General features: G+C 37.2%; 18 protein-coding genes. 3 read left to right on the forward strand and 15 right to left on the reverse strand.

From position 1 onward, the window contains the following. Window positions 1-7: 7 nt before the first annotated feature. The 8 genes from V7138_RS07710 to V7138_RS07745 form a co-directional block, all read right to left on the reverse strand. The gene (locus tag V7138_RS07710) at window positions 8-1,933 is read right to left on the reverse strand and encodes a primary-amine oxidase (protein ID WP_335395696.1); all 1,926 of its coding nucleotides are present in this window, start codon (window positions 1,931-1,933) and stop codon (window positions 8-10) included. 387 nt (window positions 1,934-2,320) lie between these two features. Then, entirely contained in the window at window positions 2,321-2,968 is a 648-nt protein-coding gene (locus V7138_RS07715; protein ID WP_335395699.1) for a metalloregulator ArsR/SmtB family transcription factor, read from the reverse strand. A gap of 131 nt (window positions 2,969-3,099) precedes the next feature. Then, the gene (locus V7138_RS07720; RefSeq protein ID WP_335395702.1) at window positions 3,100-4,365 is read right to left on the reverse strand and encodes an MFS transporter; all 1,266 of its coding nucleotides are present in this window, start codon (window positions 4,363-4,365) and stop codon (window positions 3,100-3,102) included. Continuing rightward, entirely contained in the window at window positions 4,358-4,810 is a 453-nt protein-coding gene (locus V7138_RS07725) for a MaoC family dehydratase (protein ID WP_335395704.1), read from the reverse strand. Before V7138_RS07725 ends, V7138_RS07720 begins: the two co-directional genes overlap by 8 nt. 25 nt (window positions 4,811-4,835) lie before the next feature. Continuing rightward, the gene (locus tag V7138_RS07730; protein WP_335395707.1) at window positions 4,836-5,975 is read right to left on the reverse strand and encodes an acetyl-CoA C-acyltransferase; all 1,140 of its coding nucleotides are present in this window, start codon (window positions 5,973-5,975) and stop codon (window positions 4,836-4,838) included. 17 nt (window positions 5,976-5,992) lie between these two features. After that, on the reverse strand, window positions 5,993-6,403 hold the full coding sequence (locus tag V7138_RS07735; RefSeq protein ID WP_335395710.1) for a Zn-ribbon domain-containing OB-fold protein: 411 nt from the start codon (window positions 6,401-6,403) through the stop codon (window positions 5,993-5,995). Window positions 6,404-6,406: 3 nt separating this feature from the next. Further along, a complete protein-coding gene (locus tag V7138_RS07740; protein WP_335395712.1) occupies window positions 6,407-7,573 on the reverse strand; it encodes a thiolase family protein in 1,167 nt (388 codons plus the stop codon). Next, window positions 7,570-9,531 carry an acetoacetate--CoA ligase gene (locus tag V7138_RS07745; RefSeq protein WP_335395715.1) on the reverse strand — a complete coding sequence of 654 codons (1,962 nt, stop codon included), beginning with the start codon at window positions 9,529-9,531 and terminating at the stop codon, window positions 7,570-7,572. Before V7138_RS07745 ends, V7138_RS07740 begins: the two co-directional genes overlap by 4 nt. Window positions 9,532-10,117: 586 nt before the next feature. On the opposite strand from V7138_RS07745, the gene V7138_RS07750 reads away from it, so the two are divergent. After that, a complete protein-coding gene (locus V7138_RS07750) occupies window positions 10,118-11,416 on the forward strand; it encodes an MFS transporter (protein WP_335395718.1) in 1,299 nt (432 codons plus the stop codon). 238 nt (window positions 11,417-11,654) lie between these two features. Here the strand turns inward: V7138_RS07750 and V7138_RS07755 are convergent, their stop codons facing one another. From V7138_RS07755 to V7138_RS07785, 7 genes are all read right to left on the reverse strand, one after another. Then, the gene (locus tag V7138_RS07755; RefSeq protein ID WP_335395821.1) at window positions 11,655-11,999 is read right to left on the reverse strand and encodes a metal-sensitive transcriptional regulator; all 345 of its coding nucleotides are present in this window, start codon (window positions 11,997-11,999) and stop codon (window positions 11,655-11,657) included. A 123-nt stretch (window positions 12,000-12,122) separates the two neighbouring features. Then, complete coding sequence (locus tag V7138_RS07760) at window positions 12,123-13,130, reverse strand: ABC transporter ATP-binding protein (RefSeq protein WP_335395721.1); 1,008 nt, start codon at window positions 13,128-13,130, stop codon at window positions 12,123-12,125. Continuing rightward, window positions 13,123-14,088, reverse strand: a complete 966-nt coding sequence (locus V7138_RS07765; RefSeq protein ID WP_335395723.1) for an ABC transporter ATP-binding protein — start codon at window positions 14,086-14,088, stop codon at window positions 13,123-13,125. The genes V7138_RS07760 and V7138_RS07765 overlap by 8 nt, the downstream gene beginning before the upstream one ends. 3 nt (window positions 14,089-14,091) lie before the next feature. Continuing rightward, window positions 14,092-14,952, reverse strand: a complete 861-nt coding sequence (locus V7138_RS07770) for an ABC transporter permease (protein ID WP_335395725.1) — start codon at window positions 14,950-14,952, stop codon at window positions 14,092-14,094. Then, on the reverse strand, window positions 14,945-15,922 hold the full coding sequence (locus V7138_RS07775) for an ABC transporter permease (RefSeq protein WP_335395727.1): 978 nt from the start codon (window positions 15,920-15,922) through the stop codon (window positions 14,945-14,947). Before V7138_RS07775 ends, V7138_RS07770 begins: the two co-directional genes overlap by 8 nt. Before the next feature lie 75 nt (window positions 15,923-15,997). Further along, window positions 15,998-17,803 carry an ABC transporter substrate-binding protein gene (locus tag V7138_RS07780; RefSeq protein WP_335395729.1) on the reverse strand — a complete coding sequence of 602 codons (1,806 nt, stop codon included), beginning with the start codon at window positions 17,801-17,803 and terminating at the stop codon, window positions 15,998-16,000. A gap of 31 nt (window positions 17,804-17,834) precedes the next feature. Continuing rightward, on the reverse strand, window positions 17,835-18,584 hold the full coding sequence (locus tag V7138_RS07785) for a PIG-L deacetylase family protein (RefSeq protein ID WP_335395732.1): 750 nt from the start codon (window positions 18,582-18,584) through the stop codon (window positions 17,835-17,837). A 213-nt stretch (window positions 18,585-18,797) separates the two neighbouring features. On the opposite strand from V7138_RS07785, the gene V7138_RS07790 reads away from it, so the two are divergent. Continuing rightward, the gene (locus V7138_RS07790) at window positions 18,798-19,739 is read left to right on the forward strand and encodes a cupredoxin domain-containing protein (protein ID WP_335395735.1); all 942 of its coding nucleotides are present in this window, start codon (window positions 18,798-18,800) and stop codon (window positions 19,737-19,739) included. A 453-nt stretch (window positions 19,740-20,192) separates the two neighbouring features. After that, on the forward strand, window positions 20,193-20,489 hold the full coding sequence (locus V7138_RS07795) for a metal-sensing transcriptional repressor (RefSeq protein ID WP_335395737.1): 297 nt from the start codon (window positions 20,193-20,195) through the stop codon (window positions 20,487-20,489). The last annotated feature ends 5 nt before the right edge of the window (window positions 20,490-20,494 follow it).

The following is a 20,494-nucleotide window of genomic DNA, read 5'->3' on the forward strand; positions in this document are numbered from 1 at the left end:
TAATAAGTTAGTTATGGCCACAATGTGATCCCTGCTGATGTTTCGCAGGTGGAACATCAAGAGCAGGATTTTTATCAAAGAATCCATAAGGTATTAAACGAAAGCCCATTTTATGAACCGGCATAACTGGCCAATCCTCTGGGCGAGGAATATGATGATGGTTCATACTGTACCACACCACGATATCAGTATTTTCAATGGATCGATTTTCCTCAGTCCACTTTGGCAACCCATCACCACCCTTATGCTGGTTCGGATAATCTCCACCTGCATATTTTTCATTAGGGTGATAAGGAGTAACCCACAAGTGATTCTTCATAAAGCCAGCACGCTGCATTATACTAGAATCATTATGTGCAAAAGGATAGCCATTTTCCCCCGTTACTAATCGGTAACCAACATGGCCACCAGCGATATTTTTCTTGTCTGGGTTAATTATTTTCCAGGTTCGTGCTGATTCTAAATTAATATTTCTCATTGCTTCACCTTCCGTCTTAAGAAGTGTAGATTTCGCAATGAAAGAATTTTTATACGGATTATGTGGACCCTTAATATCACTTTCAGTGTTCACCTCGTAAACAGAATTATTTATTCCGTCCACCATCATATCCAAACGGATATTAAATACGTGCTGATGATAAGGTGCCAGCAATTGCGGAGCAACGAAACTCGCATAGTTTGATGTTTCTCCTGGTGCAATAGCCATTGTATGGAGAATACCTGTTAACTTTATTTCACAATCAATGGCTCCGTCTTGATAAAAATTCCAGTAGAATCCATACTCATAATTTCCAACAGTTGAGATACTGGAGAGGACTAGGCGGCGTGAACGTCTAACTTCAACCTGTCCGGTCCTCCAATCCTCATGTTTCCACAAAATACCATTATCCTCTTCGTGCAGACAGATTGCATTTGGAATAACAATAGGCTCTCCCTTGCTATTTGTTACAACAGCATCAAAATATCTAATCACACCCAAACAGTCACAACCAAGTTCTAAAGAATTTGCTAGCATCCCAATACCATATTCTCCTGCATCAAAGGCATTATTTCGGTCGGCAGGTTCTTCAGGGGTTCCATAGGGAACGACCATTTCCGATAGAGAAGCACGATATAGAATTGGACGATCTTCTCCTTTATCGTTGTAACTAACAGTATGGAGAACAAGTCCTTCACGGGCATTAAATCCAAATCGAATCTTCCATTTTTGCCAATCAATTTCATGACCATTTACTTTAAAACTTGGTCCTTTAGGTTGAATAATGTCCAGTGGTTTCAGATCATCTCTGTATTTTTCAACCCCTTCAGCATTATAATTACCGTCTGTGGGTGGTAAAGGAATAATCTCTTTATCTACAATTTTTACAACTTCCATTTTATTGAGGTCAACCATGGCATAGAGTCCCGTAATTGGACGAGCATAGCCATTATCAGTCTTGGATGTTTTATACCATAAAAGCACACGGACAAGGCGAGCACCTACTTCATCTTCATGACCAAAGTCACCTGCTGACCATGGATCGGCCATGAGGAGATCAAGGTTTTTAATTCCTCGCTTTAATAATGCCGCTTGCATTTCCGGATTATTTTTCACTACCTCCATCGACTCAAAAAATTCGTCTAGCATAATATTAGGTTGTACACCTGGAATATAAGTCCATGATACGACTTTTTGTTGGTTTAGTGAGACGACAGCCTCATAGGTTTTATTCTCCGAATTATTTAGGAGTACAAAAAACACTTCACGATCAAAAGAATCACCTTGAGTATAATTTAAAACAACATCCTTTGGCGGTTCTTTTAATGATACATTAGCAAAACGATAATTCTCCTTAATCCCATTTTTCTCTTTAAGTATTTTTGTGGCAAGTTTAATTTCATCCGCTGTTAACGGTTCCAATGGGTGCTTGACCTGAATTTGGTTTTTAATCAAAATTTCCCAACTCCTTTTTGATAAATTTAATTCCACATGCAATTTTCAAGTTATTTTTGTAGATTTAACTAGAATTTTAAAATGGTTTTAAATTTAAGTGTATTATAAATCATAATATTGATTATATTCTGACTATTAAAGTGTTAAATTTACCAACCATCAAATTAATAATGGTTGGTCGGTGTCGAAAATGTGTCGGAAAACCTTATTTTACATTTTTCATTTGTAAAAAGTAAAATAACTTATACGCTGAAAATTTCTAGTTAGTACAACACTTTTGCAATTTAATATTGCATAATTTTTTAATAATTTGGTAGATTCCTTGATCTAATAGCTACTATTTTTCATACAACTGTTTTTCACTTTAGTGTAATGCAATCTATTTATTCAATTAAACTTCTTTTTCCAATGCTGGATACCGGGATTTAGACGTTTAGCTTTGTATCCTTTAGAAACTAAATATTGAACGACTTCTGTAGCGTATACACAATAAAAGCCTCTACAATATACGATAATTTCTTTTTCCTTTGGAAGTTTAGAAACTTGGTCCTTGATTGAATCAAAAGGAATCGAAATCGCACCTTCTATATGTGATGCATTATACTCGGTTTCCGGGCGAACATCGACGACCACAATATCCTTCTTGTTATATTCTTCTAAAAATTCCTCTATTTCTAAACTCTCTATTTCTTTTGACCTTACTATAAAATCCATTCGCAGCTGGCGCACTTCATCAAAGCGGTCTTCTGTTACCTTTTGCAGGGATTGCACTAATTCACATACTTTCGTATTCCCTAACGAATAGACCATGAAGTTGCCTCGCCTTCGAAATTTCACTAGTTTTACATCCAATAAAACCTGTAAATGCTGTGATGTATTGGCGATGCTCATCTCCGTTTCATTAGACAACGCCTCGACTGTTTTTGGGCCTTGCGTCAACAAGTCTAAAAGCTCCATTCGTTTTGGACTCGTTAATGCCTTTCCTACCTTTGAAAAATAATAATAGATTGTATCATTAAATTCTCTTTTATTCATAATAACCGTCGAAATTTATCCCCCCTTTCTAATATATCTACTATGATGGTCCTAACTTTATTACTAGATTGATAAAAATCTTCTATAATATTGTTTTTTCATAATGATTCACCATTAACTTACTATAAAAACTACTTAGTCTTTTGATAGAAATTCCTAGCCCCCCCCCTTTTATCCTGATCACTCATTGCAACTCTAGTTTTTATCCGATGTAATCGGTACATCGAAAGGAATCCGAGAACTGGTCCAGGTAATAGAATTAAAAACGTATATTTCCAACCAATAATTGATTCTATAAAAGGTATGAGAAAAATAACAACGATTGTAAGGATATACCCTATGGCCAATTGAACTGTTAAAGATGAACCGACATAACGTTGGTCGGCATGCTCGGTGATGAGCGCTGAGAACTGAGCTGAGTCCGCTATAATACTCACTCCCCAGATGATACCCAATATGGCAATAATCCAAGGAGAACTACCGAAGAAAAATCCAATGATAAGTGTTATTGTTCCAGAAACCCCTAATGACCATAATGTCACTTTTTCCTTACCATTTCGATCGGCAGATACACCTCCAAACCATGCACCAAAAAATCCCGACCCAATAACAACAAATGTAACCATTGAAGCCGCTGAGGAAAAGTTACTCATCCCACTTGCTTTAAAGCTTTCTGATAAAAATAAGCCAAACCAGGACCACATCGCGTAAAGCTCCCACATATGGCCAAAGTAACCGAAGTTTGCAAGGCGTACCTTATGATTTTTGAAAACACGTAGAATGGCTTTTGGATCAAAATTACCTAGTGGCAGTGGGTAAGGTCCTATCTTCACAAAAAGTATTAAGATTCCGGATAAAATGGATAAAAAACCTGTTATAGTTAAAACCAGTTCCCATGAAGAAATTCCAATTCCTTTGAATAAATGGGGACCAGCCGAGCCAATCGTAAGTGCCCCTACGACTAGCCCCAACGCTGTCCCACGCCGAAGACGAAACCAAGTCGATACAAGCTTCAGACCTGGTCCATATACACCGGACAAGGCAATTCCCGTGATAAAACGGAAAATCAATGCAACCATCAAACTATTTGCAAGTAAAGCTGTTAAAATGGTTGAGACTCCCGCTAGCACTGCTGACCAATAGAATAAAATATGTGGCTGGATTCGATCGGGTAGATTTATAAATGCTGAGACCAGGGACCCCACAATAAACCCTAAATTGACCATAATGGTAATATAGCTTACCTTATTGCTGTTCAAATCCCATATATCCATTAAAGTTGGAAGAACCGCCGTCATCGAAAACCAAGTTGTCATTGTGCCTAGCATGGCAAGTGATAACAACAGTAACTTTGTAGTGTGACTTTTTCCGTATTCGAAAGAGTCGTTCTTACTCATCCAATGCAGCAGTATACGTGACCGCCGTACCCTCTAGGCATATTTCATCATTTTGATTACGTACCGTAGTTTTGATTTTACATATTGGTTTATCATCCCGTACTTCAAGTATCTCAACCTTCCCCGTAATCGTATCGCCCACATAGACTGGCTTTTTAAAATCCCATTGTACGGTTAAAAAGACAGAACCTGGACCAGGGAGATTTTCAGCAACAATGGCATTTAAAATACCGGTAGTCACGCCACCTTGTACAATCAACCCGCCAAATCGTGAAGCTTCAGCCGCTTTTTTGTCAGTATGAAGTGGATTTCGGTCACCCGTCATCGCACTAAAAAGTTCAATATCTGCTAAACTAATTTCCTTAACAATTTCCGAGTATTCTCCTACTTTAGGTTGATCAAAACGGCATTTCGTCCACCCATTCATGTTTTTCGCTTCGCTCATCTCAAAACACTCCTTTAAAAAATTGTTAAACATCGATTAGAATTGCCATTCCTTGACCTCCGCCACCACAGAGAGTAGCGATTCCACGTCCTCCACCTCGGCGTTTTAATTCATAGGCTAATGTCAGTAAAAGACGGAAACCACTACCTGCAAGTGGATGCCCAACTGAGATGGCACCACCATTGACATTGACCACATCCATCGACAGACCTAATTTCTTTTGACTTGCGATGACCACTCCTGCGAAGGCTTCGTTGATTTCAAATAAATCGATATCGGAGAGCTTTAATCCCGTGCGATTGAGCAATGCTTGAATCGCATTAGCCGGTTGAAGATGTAACGAAGTATCAGGACCTGACACAGTTGCCCAATCTATTATTGTTGCTAGCGGTTTGACTCCGATTTTCTCAGAGATTTCTAGAGTTGTAACAATTCCTGCACTTGCGCCATCTGACATTTGGCTGGCATTTCCGGCTGTGATGGTGCCTCTGGCTTCGATTGGTTTCAGTTTGGTTAATTTTTCAAACGTCGTCCCTGGCCTTACTCCTTCGTCCTTTTGTAGAAGATTTTCCACTGTCACAATTTCGTCTTCAAATAGTCCTTTTTTCTGCCCATTTGTTGCACGCGTTTGAGAAGTTTCGGCATAGCGGTCTTGTTCTTCTCTCGTAATATTCAACTCAGCATTTGATTTTTCGGCAATCCCAAGCATCGACTGGTCTGAAAGTGAGCACCAAAGTCCGTCATTCAATGTATCGTAAAAGGAGACATTCCCTATCTTTTGTTGGTGGCGAATCACAGATGTGTGCGGGGCGTTTGTCATTGACTCAAAACCGCCGACAATGTAGGTTTCCCCTTCTCCTCTCTCAATTCTCCGTACCGCATCGGCTACTGTCGCTAACCCTGCAAGACAGACACTATTTAATGTTATCGCAGGGATTGTTAAATCTAAGCCAGACTTTACAGCCACTTGTCGGGCAGGATTTTGTCCTTGCCCCGCTTGAATGACTTGAGCTAGGATGACCTCATCAATTTTCACCTCAGGGACTCGCTCGAGAAGCTTTGTGACAACGGTCGCACCAAGGTCTACCGCAGTTTTTTCAGATAAAGCCCCCATAAATCGACCAATTGGAGTTCGACAGCCATCAAGTAAAACTGCTTTTTTCATGGAATACCACCCCTCACTTATTTAAAAAAAGGTAAATAATGCTCCCCACATTTTTGAAAATGAACCTGTAGGGGTAAGCCGATTTCAAGGTTTTGCGGATCATCAATTAATAAATGACTAAGCATTGTTGGTCCTTCCTCTAACTCTACTAATCCCACCATATACGGAATTGCAATGTTCCAACCAGGGTGTCCGGGTTTATGCACAATAGACCAAGTCTTTAATCGTCCTTTCCCAGACACCTTTTTCCAGTTTAGATTTTCACTCCAACAAAATGGGCAGTGTGAGCGAGGGTAAAAAACAAACTCCTCACAGTCTGAGCATTTTTGTAAAATGAATTCCTTCCTTGCAATAGCTTTCCAAAATGGCTCAGAAACTGGTGTTACTGTTGGCCCCGGAACCGATAAACGTTGATACTCTACCGTCATGATTTAAGCCCCCAATACTAATGCCGTAATTTCACTCATCGTAGCACCGTTTCCTGTCACTAATGCAAGTCGTGCATTTGGAATTTGTCGCCCATGTGCCTCGTGCCTAAGCTGACGAACGGCTTCAATAATATGTGACATCCCTCCTGCTAAATCCGCCTGACCAAAGCCAAGCTGACCTCCATGTGTGTTTAATGGAAAATTACCATGATGATCAAATGACTGATCCTTCATCCACTCGCCAAATTGTCCAGGCTCACAAAGCCCTGTATTTTCAATTTGATTCGCGACAACGCTTGTGTAGCAATCATATAAAGACAGTAAATCCATTTCCTTAACACTCACATTTGCCTGCTGTAATGCTTGAGCAATCGCAAATTTAAAAGGTGAATCCGCTAGTGGAGGTGACTGGCTAACAGCACGATGCGTTATTTTTTCGCCAGCTCCGTATAAGTAAATAGTTGGTCTGGGTAACCTATTTGCATTTTCAACAGATGTTACAACAAATGCGGCTCCCCCTGCAACTGGCATGACAATTTCAAATAAATGAAGTGGATCAACAATCATCGGTGAATTTAAAATGTCTTCAACAGTTGCTGGTTTTCCGTAAAAAATGGCTTGCGGGTTGTTTTGTGCATTATGGCGAGCCCAGTAAGCAATTTGTGCAAAATGTTCCTGTGTAGAGCCATACTCTGCCATATGACGTTGCTTTAGCAATGCATAGGAAGTATTTGCACCTGAAGCGCCAAATGGAACATCAAATTCACGAATTGGATTTCGGTTTGGCGACCTTGGACCTGTTTTCACTCTTTCATTTGTATTTGCCAGCACACAGACAACCGATTCACACATACCCATACGTATCGCTGCCGCTGCTCGCCAAAGCATTCCAGCTCCTGATGCACCACCAAGATCAACAACGTTCGACATTTTTGGTTTAATTCCTAAGTACTCGACTACAGTAGCCGGGACATGCTGAGGTGTTTCACCCACTTGAGGTCCAACTAATAACCCGTCAATTGCATCTTTTTCAAGTCCAGCATCTTCAACCGCTAATTTTACTGTTTCGGCGATCATCCCCAAAGTTGTCTTACCTTCTGTGTACCTAACAGGCTTCAGCTCCCCAATTCCAACAACCGCTGCTAGTGGTTCACGTTTTTTCAATATCATAAAAATTCCCTCACAGATAGATTTTCATATTCACTTAAACAGCCTGGATTAATGATTGACCCTTTATTTTTCACAGGTTTTCCTGCAACAACCGAACGAACCGCCCCTTCAACCTTTTTTCCATTTAAGGTATACGGGATCTCCTGCACTTGATAAATTCGTTTTGGGACATGTCTTGGAGATGCCTTCATACGTATATCTTGACGAAGTTGTTTAACAAACTCTGAAGTCATCTTTTCCTCCATAACAAGACATAACACTACCTCTTCATCTCCATCAATCTTCATTCCAAACACAATGGAATCTTGAATTTCAGAGAATTGATCGATAACACGATAGATTTCTGCAGTACCTATGCGTACACCGCCAGGCTTTAGAGTTGTATCCGTACGGCCATATATAATTACTGTTTCATTAATCGTTTGTTCTGCTAAATCACCATGAACCCAAATTCCATCTCGTTCTGCAAAATACGTATCGAAATAGCGTTCGTCTCCACCCTCCCCCCAGAAGGTAATCGGCATGCTTGGAAAAGGTTCAGTACAAACTAATTCTCCTTTTTGATGTAGAACAGATGCACCGCGTTCGTCCAAGACATCAACTGCCATTCCAAGTGTTTTACATGTAATTTCCCCCTTGCGAACTGGGTGTAACGGTGAGCCCATAACAAAACATCCTAATATTTCAGTTCCACCAGAACATGAGGCAAACAACATATCTTTTTTAATATTTTCATAAACCCATTCAAAATGTTCCGGTGAAACAGGCGCTCCAGCGGAAAACACACTTCGTAAATGACTCATGTCATGTAAATTTTGAACATCATAGGAACTCTTCATCAATATGTCTAGAAACTTTGGACTTAATCCGAAGTGGTTTAAACCGACTTCTTCTGCAATTTTCCACAAAAATCCTAGATCATCCCTAAGAACTGCCGCACCGTCATAGAGTAATAGAGTTGCCTCACTCGCCAGGCCAGAAACCAACCAATGGTACATCATCCAAGCGCTATTGGTATACCAAAACATCACATCTCCAGGTTTCACATCACAGTGCAATTGATGTTCAGTAACATGCTTTAGTAACGAGCCGCCTACAGAATGAACAATTGCTTTTGGTAGTCCTGTCGTACCAGATGAATAAAGAATATAGAGTGGGGAATCAAAGTCAACTTGTTCAAACTGTGGGTCTGTTGCACCATTTTGAGTTAACTCACTCCAGTTGATAACGTTTACATTTTTATCTTCAAGCAAAAATTGAGCCGTCTCTAATGTCACAATCGTAGAGATTCCTTCCATCATTCCTAACACTTCTTGAATCTTCTCATTAAGGTCAAATTTTTTACGATTATATTGATAGCTTAACGAAGCAATAAGGACCTTTGGTTTAACCTGACCGATACGATCAACTATTCCTTGAGGACCAAAATCAGGTGAACACGTCGTCCAAATCGCTCCTAAGGAGGCCGTAGCTAGTAAACCAACGAGCCCTTCAATTCCATTGGCGACAATCCCAGCAACTCGGTCTCCTTTTCCAACACCAATTGAACGTAAGCCTGTTTGCGCTTTTGCAACCATAGTACGAAGCTGTTCCATTGTTAAGGTGCGGGTAACCCCATCTTCTGTTGCCTCAATAATTGCCTGACGTTTTCCATCTCCACGTAATAGATTCTCGGCAAAATTTAGTTTTGCCTGTGGAAACCATCTCGTTCCGAGCATTTTTCCGTCATTAGGCCGAACTAGAATATCATTGCCTTTCACCCCAATTATTCCTGTATAATCCCAAATTGCTGACCAAAATTCCGTTGGATATGCATACGACCATTTGTGAAACCGGTCATACTGAATCGGCCACATACTTACCCGCTTCGCAAATGCAGTCATATTCGCATTGCTAATCCATTTATCATCAGGCTCCCAAAGAATGATTGGCTTATTTTTCACATTTTCTAAAATCATCACGTACCTCCTTGTTAGCTACTAAATTCATTAAGTGTAACCCGAGTTTTGATAATTATTAAATGATTCAATTGAATAGTTGTGTTATTACATTATTAGGGGAGCTATCTATTTATGCTAAAATGAGGGATCTTAATTCAGAAAATTTAAAAATATCTATTTATTTAACGCTAACAAGATAAATTTTTGTGATGAAGATTTTTTTGTATCTCTGTCACGTTTAAGTGAAAAGAATATTCAAAATTTACTGACATATAAATTAATCAATCATTAAATTGAATGATTTAATAAGAGATTAGAATTTATATATCAGAAAATATCTATCTCAAGTTTATCTCCAAAATTTACTACTTGGATTTGTTTAATCTTTTATTAAAGCATTAAGGAGGAGGAATAAATGATCAAAATGGAGGGCTGAGTCTCTACGAGTTTTTTGGATTAATTTTGCAACGGATGTCTCCTATATAAACTGCAATAATGTATGGTATCTTTCTAAAAAAACTCTATGTAAATTAGCAAATAAGAACTCTTGACTTTTGTGCAAATGAGGTAAAACTGACCAATAAAAATACAAGGAGGTAAATGAATGATGAAGAACAAAAATCAAGGTCTCTCTCAGGAACAAAAGAAAGTAGCAATGGCGAGCTTCATGGGTACTACTATTGAATGGTACGATTTTTATCTTTATGGTACAGCAGCTGCACTAGTTTTCCCTATGATATTTTTTCCAAATCTAGATCCATTAATTGGAACATTAGCTGCATTTGGTTCCTATGCTGCAGGCTTTATCGCTCGTCCACTTGGAAGTATGATCTTTGGTCATTTTGGAGACAAAATCGGACGAAAAAAAATGCTAACGATGTCCCTCTTATTAATGGGGATAGCTACCACTTTAATGGGTGTATTACCAACATATAGTTCAGTTGGCTTATTAGCTCCGATATTAATAAGTCTATTACGCATTGTGCAGGGCTTTGCAGTTGGAGGTGAATGGGGTGCAGCGGTTGTAATGTCGGTAGAACACGCTCCACCTAATAAGAGAGGACTTTTTGGAAGTTTTCCTCAAATGGGGGTACCTGCTGGGTTACTATTATCCACCATTGCGTTTTCAATCACATCCAACACCATGTCACCTGAAGCATTTTTGGTGTGGGGTTGGCGTGTTCCATTCTTATTGAGTGCTTTATTAGTTGTGGTAGGTCTCTATGTTCGATTAAAAGTGAGCGAATCACCAGTATTCCTAGAAGTAGCTACTAAAAATCAACAAGAAAAAAGTCCTGTGAAAACAGTACTTCTTGAACAGAAAAAGCCTTTGTTCCAGACAATCGGTATGAAGCTATTGCAAAACGCTGTGTTTTATATATATACAGTATTTGTTCTTAGCTACATTGCCACCACACTGAAAATGGATAACTCTGTTGGATTAAATGCCGTTATGATTTCATCCGTTATTGGATTAGCCACCCTCCCTCTTTGGTCGCATTTATCGGATAAGATTGGACGAAAACCTGTTTACATGTTTGGTACTATCGCTTCAACTCTGTTTGTGTTTCCATTTTTCTGGATGATGAACACAGGATCTGTATTATTAATTACAATTGCGATTATAATTGGATTGAATATTTTACATGATGCTGTTTATGGCCCTCAAGCAGTGTATTTCTCTGAACTTTTTGGTACTAAGGTACGCCTAAGTGGTGCTTCAATTGGTTACCAAATAGGAGCTATTCTTGCAGGTGGATTCTCCCCGCTTATCGCTACCTATCTACTAGCGGAATTCGACGGTCAAAGCTGGCCAATCGCCGTGTACTTAAGTATTCTTGGAATATTAAGTATTATATCTACTATTTTTGCTCGCGAAACTTACCGTGATTCGCTAACTTAGATTAGCTAGAAATATACTGGAAATTTTAATGTATTGTTCTCACTCGAATGTTGGGTCAAGGCTACCTCGCTTCTCTGGTAGCCTTTTTCTTTAGTATGTTCGGTTCTCATAATCTATGTTATAAGAACTCTTTTATTTTTAGTTTTGATCTTAAACTAAGGCACATTGCGTAATAGAAGGTCAATCAGAAAAGACAATATTTCTTTTTGACCATTTTAGTATCGAATTAACCATCTCATTATTTTTTCATTAATTTTTGAATTGTTATTATGACTTCATCCAAAACTTCCGTATCCCCTTCTTGAAGTCGATCAACAACACACCCTTTTAAATGACCCTCCAAAAGAATCTTTGCAACACTATTTAGTGCAGATTGAGTTGCAGAAATCTGTGTTATAACATCATCACAATAAGTATCTTTTTCGATTAATCCTTTAATCCCACGAACTTGACCTTCTATGCGGTTCAATCTTGAAATTAAATTCTTCTTAACTCTATCAGAATGGTGGCTTTTTCTATCACTTAAAGGTGAGCAACATCCTTCTTCTGCTGATAAGAGGCTATTCCCATGTTCTAAATCAATTGTCAATTTAGTTTCCTCCCTCGTCAAAACATCATTATTTATTAATTTTTTGGATATTCAATAATCCTATTATGCTAAGAATGTATATATTCTATTTCTTATTAACCTATTAAAGTATAACTATCACTTATGATGTTTTTCAAGTAATTCTGAATGGCAGTGACAAGAGACAGAATGTCCTGAATCCACTAGTTCAAGTTCAGGATATTTCGTATGACAAACACTTTCTTGGTGTGGGCACCTCGATACAAAAGGACAACCCACATTATTCTTCGTAGCATCCACTTCGCCATCGAGTATCAATTTCTCTCTATTTTCAATAAAATTGTTAAGATCTTTAACTACAGAGACAAGTGATTTTGTATAGGGATGTGAGGGACGCTGGATTATTTTCTTTGTTGGTCCTATTTCAACGATTCTACCTTGATACATAACTGCAATCCGATCACACATATAACTAGCTGTTGTTAAATCATGTGTAATAAACATCATAGTTAAACCCATTTTTTTCTTAAATTCTAATAATAAATTAAGTATTCCAGCCCTCACAGATACATCCAGCATTGAAGTGGGTTCATCTGCTGCAATAAAGGATGGTTTTAAAATGATTGCCCTCGCTATGGCAATTCTCTGTCTTTGTCCTCCACTTAATTGATGTGGGTAACGGTACATATAGTCATCTGCTGGCACTAACCCTATGGATTCAATTGCTTCCTTGACTATTTCGAGTTTTTTACTGTATGGTAAGGCCTTTTCATGAGCATTAATTGGTTCCATAAGAATATCTAGTGTTCTCATTCCAGGATTTAAGGTGTCATAAGGGTCTTGGAAAATCATCTGCATTTTACTTCTAATCCGATTAGTTTCTGCTTCCTTTAAAGTACAGAGATTTCTTCCATCAAACCAAATTTCTCCACTAGTTTCCTGCATTAAACGCATAACCATTCTCGCTGTTGTTGTTTTACCACAGCCGCTTTCCCCAATAATGCCAAGAGTTTCTCCTTTGTGGATTTTAAAGCTAACATTATTTACTGCATAAACATTCGTAATTTTTCTCTTTAAAAATGGACCTGTTTTTTTCACAAATGTCTTTTTCAAATCGTTAACTTTTAGAAGTACTGAATTACTCATTTTCCTCCCCCTCTAAAAAACAAGCTGAAAAATGGCCAGGCTTAACCTCAACTAAATCTGGTGATTCTTGAAGACATCGTACAAAAGCGTGAGGGCAACGAGTATGAAAACGGCAGGATTTAGGGAAATTAACAAGGTCAGGTACACTTCCTGGAATTGAAACTACTTCTCTATCTGGTTCTGCTAAATCAGGGGTCGCTTTTAAAAGAGCTTGAGAATACGGATGTTTTGGATTTTTTATTATTTCTTCAGTTGTAGCCCATTCCACTATATTTCCTGCGTACATTATAGCTATTTTATCGCAAATCGCTGTTACCATTGGTAAATCATGCGATATGATAATTACTGAAGTATTCATCTTCTTTTGTAAGTCCTTTATAAGTGCAATAACTTGTGCTTGTGTTAACACATCTAAACCTGTTGTCGATTCATCAGAGATTACTAGTTTAGGGTTACAAGATAATGCCATCGCAATGGCTACCCTTTGTTTCATTCCACCGCTGAATTCATGAGGATAACTTTTCCACCTGTCCCCATCAATACCAACTAGCTCTAACATTTTTTTTGCTCTAAGAATAGCTTCTGATTTTTTTATATCCTCATGAAGCATTATTGCTTCAATTATTTGATCCCCTACTGTATAAATGGGATTTAATGCATTCATTGCACTTTGCGGGATCACTGAAATCTCTTTCCATCTTAATTTATATAATTCTGATTCTGTTGCTTTTAATAAATCAATTCCATTTAGTTTTGCGCTTCCTGATACAACCTTTCCAGGGTACTCTATTAACCTTAAGATAGATTGAGCAACAGTAGTTTTTCCACATCCCGATTCACCAATTAAGCCAAGCATCTCCCCCTCTTCAACGGTAAAGGAGACATTTTCTACAGCTTTCGCAATACCTTTGTCCGTTTTAAAATAAGTAGATAAGTTCTCGACTGATAATACCGTCATCATTTAGCGCTCCTTTCTTAAACGAGGGTTTAAGATTTCTTCTAATGAATAGCCCGTAAAAGCAAAACCTATAACAAGTGTGGTAATTAATAAGCCAGGCGGAAGCACCCACCAAATCCAAGCATCTGTTAAAAATGCCCCTCTTGCTTGAGCATAATACAGGATTGTTCCCCAACTTTTTGTAAAAGGGTCTCCAAGTCCAAGAAAGCTTAAGGAAGCTTCTATTAATATCGCGTTACTAGCCGCAAGTACAAATTGAGAAAGGGCAATTGGTATAACCCCAGGTAAAATGTGACGCATTAGAATAACCTTAATACTGGTCCCTATTGACTTTGCTGCCTCAACATACCCTTTAGTTTTCAATGTCAAAACTTGAGAACGAATAACTCTTGCCGGACTTGCCCATGAAATTAAACTGATAACTAGAATGATATTCCAAAAACTTGGCCCTATGAAAGCAGCTAAAAGTATCATAAGAGGCAGAAAAGGTATAACTAAAACCAGATCTACTAGTCGCATTAAAATAGTATCGATTTTACCTCCATAGTAGCCTGCAATAATACCAACAATGCAGCCTAACAATATAGATATAAAAGCTGCAATTACTCCAATTAATAAAGAAATCCTAGTACCATATAAAAGTTCACTTAATATATCTTGACCGACATCGTTTGTACCTAACAAAAATAGTGAACTTGGTTTCTCGAATGGAGCTCCTACTCTTAGAGAAGGGTCAAAAGGAGCAATAAGAGGTGCTAACAAAGCAATCAAGAAAAATACCCCTAAAAGACACAAACCAAACATCCCAAGATTACTAGAAGTCAATACATTCCAATATTGTTTCCACTTATTTTGATTACCCATTATTGCTTCCCACCTTTGGATCTAGTAAAGGATAAATCAAGTCTGCTAGGAAATTTGCAATAACAACACTAAACGTAATAATTAAAAAGGTTGCTTGAATTAGTGGATAATCCCTACTTAAGACAGATTCAAACATTAAACGGCCTACTCCTGGATAAGCAAAGACAGTCTCAATTACGGTAGCCCCACCTAGTGTAAAACCAAGACTTAACATAAATACAGTTGCTACCGGTAATAATGCATTTCTCATTGCATGTTTATATTTAATAACTTTTTCTTTTACTCCTTTAGCTTTAGCCATCATGATATAATCTTCACCTAAAACATTTAGCATTGAATATCGCATGATCATAAATGTACTCGTTACTGATATAAGAACGAGGGTCGTTAAAGGGAGAATAAGATGTTTCCCAATATCCAACATTCGATCAATACCTGTAAGGTTTGACCATGCCTTTTCAGCACCAAATGCTGGTAACCATCCAAGTTGCGAAGCAAAGATCGATACCAAAATCATACCTACCCAAAATGATGGCATTGCACTTAAAAACATAAACAAAGTTAAGAGGTTCGCATCAGTTTTAGTTCCCCTTTTCCACGCTGAAACAGCTCCAAAAATAACACCTATGATTGTGGACAATACAAGACCAAGACCAGTCAAAAGCATCGTCCATGGCAAACGTTCTAACAAAAGTTCAGATATTGGCCTTTTTTGTTGATAAGAATAACCAAAGTCTCCTGTTAAAATACTTTTTGTATAAGTTATATATTGCTGCCATATGGAATCATTCAGCCCATGTTTTTCTAGAATTGCTTCCTTTTCAGCACTTGACATGAAACCTACGTCCTCACCAGCCAAAAATACCAAAGGATTTCCTGGCATGAGTCTTGGTAAAAGAAAATTTAAAGTTAGCATCAAAAAAATAACGATTAAATATTGTAAAAGCTTATTAGCAATAAATTTACCCAAAGCCTTCACCCCCAAGAACCTTTTTTAAAATTACTCCCGTAAAAGGTAATCCTATTACGGGAGTAAATGTATTAATTAAAAATCAAAATCATCATCTTGCTTAGTTTTGTTTTTGTTTCTTTTAAATAGGAAGAAAATAATTCCACCTAAAAGAATAATAGCCCCAAAAACATAAAGCATAGTGTTGTTCGAATTAGTAGATGCATTATCAGACTGTTTATTCTTCGTTTCAGATGCCTTATCTTCTTCATCATTTCCTTGATTTCCCGTTTCTTCTAGCGACTGTTTTTCACCAGAAACAAAAGACAATTTGTTGATAATACCCTTACCTACCTGAAACACAAATTGATCATACTTTTCAGGATTATAAGCATTAATTATTTCTTGATAATATAACGTCACAAAAGGCGCTTCTTCAGCCACAAAAGACTGCATCTCTTTAATAATGTTATTTCGTTCAGCCTCGTTAAAAGTTTGCCCTAGTTCTTCACCCAATTTGTCAAAATCCGGATTGCTGTAACCACCTATATTTACAGAGCCTATTGCTGGATCTGAATGGAATAGTTCTACCATACGATCAGGGAACAATTGCATGGTATTTGACCAACTCCAAACTCCTAGATCATAATCTCTTCCTTTACTAACATCAAAGTCAGGCCACATTAATGAATCAACAGTTGTTGCATCCATTGCTTTTACAGTGTTTTTAATCCCCACTTGATTTAACCATTCTGAGATTAACTCTGCTGTCCGGATTCGGATTGGATTACTTGCGTAAACTAGCGTAGTTAAATCAATTTTTTCACCATTCTGACCCTCTCTTAAACCATCTCCATCTGTATCAACAAAACCATCACTTTCCAATAATTCTTTTGCCTTTTCTGGATCAAATACCGGATTTAAGTCACTATTGTAAAATGTGGATGAAGGATGAATAAATCCTGGACTTCCAACTTCCGCATATCCAAGTAATACGGTATCCACTATATTTTTTTTATCAATTGCATAATCAATTGCTTGACGAAATGCAGTTTCTGTCATAGGATATTTCTCTGCATTAATCTGGAATAAACTAGTGCTATATCCTGGACCCCTTATTACCTTCAAAGAAGGGTTAGAATCAAATTGTTCAACTAACTCAGGAGATATACTAGAAGAAATAGCATCTATTTCACCAGCTTGAAGAGCATTTAACATAGCGGTTGTATCTTCAATAATTGGAAATATTATTTCATTTATTGGTGGGGCACCTTTGAAGTAATCTGGGTTGGCTTTCATTTTGTAGTACTGACCTGATTTATGTTCTTCGAAAATATATGGTCCACTTCCGAGTGCATTTGTCTCATCGTCTGGCGTTGTAATTGATGACCATATATGTTCAGGTAAAATTGGTAAATCAGCAAGTGGTTGAATCATGAAGTTTGGATTAGGTTCCGATAACACAAGTTTAATCGATGTGTCATTTGCTGCTTCTATTGATGTGATTGTTTTTAGTGGATTAGTAAACCGCGATTTTGGATACTTAATAAAATACTCCATTGTGAATTTGACATCTTGTGCAGTGAAAGGTTCACCATCGTGCCACTTAATATTTTCATGAAAAGTAAATTCATAAGTTAAACCGTCCTCACTTACTTTATAATCTTTAACAAGCCATGGTTGCGGAATATTGTTTTCATCAAGGTTAAATAGATTATCGTAGAGTAAATTTACTAAATCCAATCCCGGATAGCCCGTTACATAAGTATAAGGATTTAAACCATTTTCATCTTTTGTAATACCTACTCTAAGTGAATCGACAGGTTCTGCAGCATTTACAAAAGATAAATTTGAAACTAATAATAAAAAAATTAATCCTATGCTTAGAAAAGATTTCTTCATATTTACCCCCCTAAATTTAAAAGATAGTTTATTAAATGGTTAATTCCTGCAAATGAAAGTTCCCTTCTCTTTTGTATGCTTCTGCAAGCGCAAAATGTCCATGTGAAGGAAGACCGTGATAAACATGAACAGCCTTGTCAAGGACCTTATGGATAGCTCTTCCTTTTTCGTGATTATTCTTTAATTGTGAAAAACCGGGACATAATATTTCCGCTGTTTCAGGATCTAACATTCTATCAAAATGCATCCCACTAAATTCCAATTGGCTTTCTAACATGTCCATAGCTTTTTCTTTCTTTTCCCATACATCAGCAATATCCACTACCGTATTTGGATGGTGTGGTGTCATATAATAAATTGTTGGAATCGGATGTGGGCTTAATCCTGGCAACTTATCTAAACCAAAGTCCCTACTAGCTAATGCAATAGATTCTAACAATAATGTCATCGCAGGGCGACGGTCAGGATCTAAATCATGGAAAGAGTGCTCTGGATCTTGGGTAATAATAATATCCGGTTTTACTTCTCGGATTACCTTGATTAGTTTTAATTTGGATTCTTCACTTAAATCTACTTTCCCAGCTTGAAAATTTAAGAAGGAAACTTGAACTCCTAATACTTCCGCTGCTTGTCTTACTTGTGGTTGACTTTTATCCCGACAGAGCATTATCGATGCGTATGATTCCCCGCCGCTTAATACATTTTTTGCTAAAGCTCCACCACATTCGACAACTTCCATCCCATAAACACCTAAAAATAAAACTCTTTGACCTTTTGCCAATGTAATTCCCCCTTAAAATACAATACCCCACTACTGTATATTGTGGGTGTTAAAAATATCATAGTATTAAATCAAATGATTGTAAATACTAAAAATTGAGAAAATTTAAAACTGAATGAACGTTTTTTCACCTTCTTTGAAAGAATAAATTTTTTTTGCATTGCATGTCTAAGTTATACATATGATTTAGCAAATACAAGGAGGTAAAAATAGATGAGTTTATTTTATAATTTTGTTATTATTACCGTCATTGCCTGTACGGTGCTAGCAGTGTTTTTTTCTTTTCTTCTGAAAAATAGACTGAGTAATATGCACAGTATGGTTTTGTCGATGGCTATGGGAATGAATGTTGGACTAGTAGTTGGTGTATTATTTGGTTCTTTATATCAAGGCAATCTATATTATTCCACAATACTATCTGTTGCTATTGGTACACTTGCAGGACTAGCATGTGGTTTAAGTTTAGGACTACTTCCAATAGTTGAAGGATTCATGTCTGGGCTTATGGGTGGAATGATGGGTGCAATGCTCGGGGATATGATTACTCTGGAACAAGCAGATGTTTTGATCAATATCCTACTTACTCTCACAATCTGCTCTTTATTTCTATTCTTGATTTTGCCAAGTTCGCTAGGAAAGGAAAATCGAATTGAAAAAAGAAGTTGGTTTTTAAAACCAATTCTTACATTTGCCTTTATAATCACTTTACTCTATTTTGGTAATCAATTGGATAAAAACACGAAAATATCAAAAACTGAATCCTCAACAGGGACAAGTCATAATAACCATGAAAATCATGGAGGAACAACTGTAAATAATTCTTCTGAAATCACAATTAATGTTAACTCATCAACATTTTCTTACACTCCTTCTAAAATTATTATAAAGAAGAATCAGCCAGTTATACTCACTTTAAAAAATAACGATGCAATAGAACATGATATTGAAATTAAAGAAATCCCAATTCATTCTCAGACAGAACAGAACCATTCTGAGCACTCCCATGGTGAAGCAGATCTTCACCTGCATACCACAGAAAATAGCAGTAGTGTGATACACTTTACTCCCTTAAAAGAAGGCATTTACAAATTTTATTGTACCATTCCTGGACATGCCAAGAATGGTATGATTGGAGAATTAGTGGTATTAAACTAGCAGCAGGCTAAAGGCCTGCTGCTTTTATGTTGATTAGATTTTAGTTCTAATTACTATTTTTATTGTAGACTGAATTACTAAACAAAAAATTGCCAATTCTTAAGCGTGTTTATTTAAATTAAAATAATGTTTATTTCTACCCCTTTTTCAAAAGCTTTAATATCTTCATCGCTAACTGATTTGAGATTGTGAAGAATCCACGCTTCGGTACCTATTTCAATTTTTGTATGAAGAAGAACACACCTTACAGCAACACTTTCTATACTTTCGAATTATTTCATTTTTATGTGTATCAGAACCAGGTGGAACCATGTTTTTTTCCTTTATTAAATTCTCCCCTATTCAATAAGAGTTATTAAAGGTCATTTTAAGACTTTACATAAAATTCAAAATATTTTTAATGACAATATCCCCCCTACGGGGATATAATCCCCTTAGGGAGGGGTCAATAAAATGAGTAAACGAGAAAATCAAAACCAAAAACACAATCACAAAAATAGGAAAAGTGTCATTAATAGACTAGCAAGAATTGAAGGTCATGTAAGAAGCGTTAGACAAATGGCTATTGATGACAGAGATTGCTCGGAAATCCTTTTACAAATAGCTGCGGTTAGGAAAGCATTGGATAATACAGCAAAATTGGTTCTAACTGATCATATGGAAACTTGTTTAGTTGATGCTGTGCACGACGGAAATGAAGAAATAGTCATCAAGGATATAAAAAAAGCACTAGATAATTTTATCCGTTAGGGAGA

The sequence above is a fragment of the Bacillus sp. JJ1533 genome (genome assembly GCF_036965045.1).
Classification (GTDB): domain Bacteria; phylum Bacillota; class Bacilli; order Bacillales; family Bacillaceae_L; genus Ferdinandcohnia.